General features: G+C 76.2%; 2 protein-coding genes. Both read left to right on the top strand.

Annotated elements, in window-relative coordinates; translation table 11 throughout:
- A partial coding sequence (locus tag KMS84_RS38040; RefSeq protein WP_256921127.1) for a DUF5682 family protein occupies positions 1-2070 on the top strand: 2070 nt, incomplete at its 5' end.
- Positions 2067-3239: a VWA domain-containing protein gene (locus KMS84_RS38035; RefSeq protein ID WP_256921126.1), complete on the top strand. Its 1173-nt coding sequence runs from the start codon at positions 2067-2069 to the stop codon at positions 3237-3239. The genes KMS84_RS38040 and KMS84_RS38035, both read left to right, overlap by 4 nt.
- Positions 3240-4172: the final 933 nt, after the last annotated feature.

Genomic DNA, 4172 nt, shown 5'->3' with positions numbered 1-4172 from the left:
GGTCGGGGGAGCGGGGGCGCCGACGGGGGCCGTGACGGGCTGCGGCGCGACCCGCTGGGCACCCTCGCCGAGGTCGCGGGATACGACGATCCCGAACGCTGGTGGGAGGACGTCGTCGAGCACCGCGCCGGGACGAAGGACCCGTTCGCGCCGTTCGCCGCGCTGGAGGAGGCGATGGAGGCGCTGCGCGAGACGCACGACCGCGACGCGGCGGGACGCGAGGACGCCCGGGACCTCGTCCGGGAGGCGTACATGCGCGTGCAGCTCCGTGCGGCGCAGAAGGAGTTCGGGGCCGACTCGGTGGCCGTGGTGTGCGGGGCGTGGCACGTGCCCGCCCTGCGCCGCAGGACCGCCCTGGCCGCCGACCGGGCGCTCCTCAGGGGTCTGCCGAAGGTCAGGACCGACCTGACATGGGTGCCCTGGACCCACCGCAGGCTCGCCCGGGCCGGGGGATACGGCGCGGGCGTCGACGCGCCCGGTTGGTACGCCCATCTGTTCGCGTCGCCGGACCGGCCCGTCGAACGCTGGCTGACGAGGGTGGCGGTGCTGCTGCGGGAGGAGGACCGGATCGTGTCCTCGGCGCACGTCATCGAGGCGGTCCGGCTCGCCGGGACGCTGGCCGTGCTGCGGGGCCGGCCGCTGTCCGGTCTGACCGAGACGATCGACGCCGCGCGCGCGGTGCTGTGCGAGGGCTCGGACGTCCCGCTGGCCCTCGTGCACGACCGGCTGGTCGTCGGGGACGTGCTGGGCGAGGTGCCCGCCGGCGCGCCGGCGGTGCCGCTGCAGCGCGACCTCGACCGGTTGCAGCGCCGGCTGCGGCTGCGGCCGGAGGCGGCGGAGCGCGAGCTGGAGCTCGACCTGCGCAAGGAGAACGACGCCGAGCGCAGCAGGCTGTTGCACCGGCTGCGGCTGCTGGGCGTCGAGTGGGGCGAACCGGCAGCCTCGCGCGGCAGCACGGGGACGTTCCGGGAGACCTGGCGGCTGCGGTGGGAGCCGGAGCTGGCCGTGCGGGTCGCCGAGGCCGGGGTGTGGGGGACGACCGTGCTCGCCGCGGCGACCGCCAGGGCGCAGGCTGACGCCGTGGCCTCGCCCGGGCTCGCCGCGGTGACCGCCCTCGCCGAACGCTGCCTCCTGGCAGCGCTGCCGGACGCGCTGCCGACGGTGATGCGCGTGCTCGCCGACCGCGCCGCCCTCGACACGGACGTCGGCCACCTCGCGCAGGCACTGCCCGCCCTGGCCCGCTCCCTGCGCTACGGCGACGTGCGCGGCACCGACACCGGCGCGCTGGCCGAGGTGGCGGCGGGCCTCGCGGAACGGGTCTTCGTCGGCCTCCCGCCGGCCTGTGCGTCGCTGGACGCGGACGCGGCGGAGCAGATGCGCCGTCATGTGGACGCGGTGCACGCGGCGGTGGGCATGCTGGACGGGCAGGCGGGCCTCGCGCCCCGCTGGCGCCGCGTCCTGGGGGTGCTGTCCCGGCGGGACAGTGTGCCGGGCGTCGTGCGGGGCCGTGCCGTGCGGCTTCTGCTGGACGAGGGGGCGCTGGAACCGGGCGAGGCGGCGCGGCTCATGGGGCTCGCGCTGTCGCCGGGGACGCCGCCGGGCGACGCGGCCGCCTGGATCGAGGGCTTCGTCGGCGGCGGGTCCGGGGGCGGACTGCTCCTCGTGCACGACGAACGGCTGCTCGCCCTGGTCGACGGGTGGCTCACCACGGTGCCCGCCGCCTCGTTCACGGACGTGCTGCCCCTGCTGCGGCGGACGTTCTCCGCGTACGAGCCCGGGGTGCGCAGAACGCTCGGCGAGCTGGTCCGGCGCGGTCCGGGACAGGGCAGGAGGGAGCCGGGGGCGCACGCCGGCGCCCCCGGTTTCGGGGGCGAACTCGACGAGCGCCGGGCCGACGCGGTCCTCCCGGTGATCGAGCTGCTCCTGGGCCTGAGCCCGGGAGCGGCCGACGGGAGAACGACGGCCCGTGACCGGGAGACCGCCGCCCGCACGGTGCGCGGCGGGCCGGCCCCTGACGGGGCTTTGGACGGCGGGACGGGCGACGGCGCACGCGCGGGGGTGGGGGCATGACGGTGGAGGACACGGTCGGGACGGACGCCGGGCGGGAGCGCTTGAGGCGCTGGCGGCTGGTGCTCGGCGGCGACGCGGCGGACGGCACCGGGCACGCGCTCCGCGGACGCGACGCGGCGGTGGACGCGGCGCTCACCGCGCTCTACGGCAAGAAGGAGGGGACGTCGGGCGGGCGCGACCGCACCGCGGGCCTCGGGGCCTCGGCCCCGTCCGTGGCGCGCTGGCTCGGGGACATCCGCACCTACTTCCCCTCCTCGGTCGTGCAGGTCATGCAGCGTGACGCCATCGAGCGGCTGGGGCTGTCCGCCCTGCTCCTGGAGCCGGAGATGCTCGAGGCGGTGGAGGCCGACGTGCATCTCGTCGGCACGCTGCTCTCCCTCCACAAGGCGATGCCGGAGACGACGAGGGAGACGGCGAGAGCGGTCGTCCGCAAGGTCGTCGAGGACCTGGAGAAGCGGCTCGCCACCCGCACCCGGGCCGCCCTCACCGGCGCGCTGGACCGCAGCGCCCGCGTCAGCAGACCGCGTCACCACGACATCGACTGGAACCGCACGATCGCCGCCAACCTCAAGCACTATCTGCCCGAGCACGGGACGGTCGTGCCGGAGCGGCTCGTGGGGTACGGGCGGGCCTCGCAGTCCATGAAGAAGGAGGTGATCCTCTGCATCGACCAGTCCGGGTCGATGGCGTCGTCGGTGGTGTACGCGTCGGTGTTCGGGGCGGTACTCGCCTCGATGCGGGCGATCAGCACCCGGCTCGTCGTCTTCGACACGGCGGTCGCCGACCTCACCGACCGGCTCGACGACCCGGTGGACGTCCTGTTCGGCACCCAGCTCGGCGGCGGCACCGACATCAACCGGGCGCTCGCCTACTGCCAGTCGCAGATCACCCGGCCGGCGGAGACCGTGGTGGTGCTCGTCAGCGACCTGTACGAGGGAGGCATCCGCGACGAGATGCTGAAGCGGGTCGCCGCGATGAAGGCGTCCGGCGTGCAGTTCGTGGCGCTGCTCGCCCTGTCGGACGAAGGCGCGCCGGCCTACGACCGGGAGCACGCGGCCGCCCTCGCGGCGCTGGGCGCACCGGCGTTCGCCTGTACGCCCGATCTGTTTCCGGAGGTCATGGCGGCGGCGCTGGAGAAGCGTCCGCTGCCCGTGCCGGACGTCGGGTGAAGGGGGGCGACGGGATGACGCCGCCGGTCGGTCCCTCGGCCGACCGGCTGCCGGCCCGCGCTCGGGCTACTCATCGGTAACGGGGGCTTGCGCAACCGCGGGAGCCCCGTGCGAGGATCGGGGCCACGCTGCCGCCGCACGGGAAGAACGTCCCCTGTTGACCTCGTCCACCGCCCTGCCTGTCACCGCCCTGCGCGTCCCGCGCACCGCGGTCGGGCGGCGTGCGCTGCAACTCGCGCTGCTGGTGGGCGGGTTGTCGGCGCTCGGACTGTTCTGGGGCGGACAGGCGCAGGCGGCCGACGGCGTCCCCACGCCGACGACGCCCATCGCCAGGGTCCACACCCCGGCCCAACCCCCGTCCCAGGCCCAGTCGTCGACGCGGCCTTCGGCCCTGGCTCCGGCATCGAGGCAGGCCCGGGCGTCGATGGGGCTTTCCGCCCGGGCCCAGGCGTCGAGGCGGGCCCCGGCGCCGGCCCGTGCGTCGACCCGGTCTTCGGCTCGGGCGTCGACCCGGCCCCCGGCCCCGGCTCGGGGGCCGATCGCGATCCGGCTGTCCGTCTCGTCGTCCGTCCGGTCGCCGGGGGCGTCGGATCTGCCCGGCGTCGCCGACCTCCCGCGCCTGTCGACGCTCCCGCACCTTTCGACGCACCCGTCCGTCCCGGCACCCCCGCCGCTCCCGCATCTTTCAACGCTCCCGTCCCTCCCGGCTCTCCCGGCTCTCCCGCCTCTCCCGCCCGTCTCGGTGTCTCCCGTGGTTCCGTCCGTCCCCGGGCTTCCTTCCGTTCCCGGGCTTCCCGGGGCTCAAGGGCTCCCCGGCCTCCCGGATGTCCCCGGCCTCCCGGGCATCCCCGGCGTCTCCGGCGTCCCCCGTGTCCCGGTTCGGGTCGGGGTGGCGGCGTCGTCGCTCTCGTCGGCGGGCGGGCGTGGGGCTGG

It is taken from the genome of Streptomyces hilarionis (genome assembly GCF_024539675.1).
GTDB lineage: Bacteria > Actinomycetota > Actinomycetes > Streptomycetales > Streptomycetaceae > Streptomyces > Streptomyces hilarionis.
Note: the sequence above shows the minus strand (reverse complement) of the source record. Positions and strands in the feature narration are given on the sequence as shown.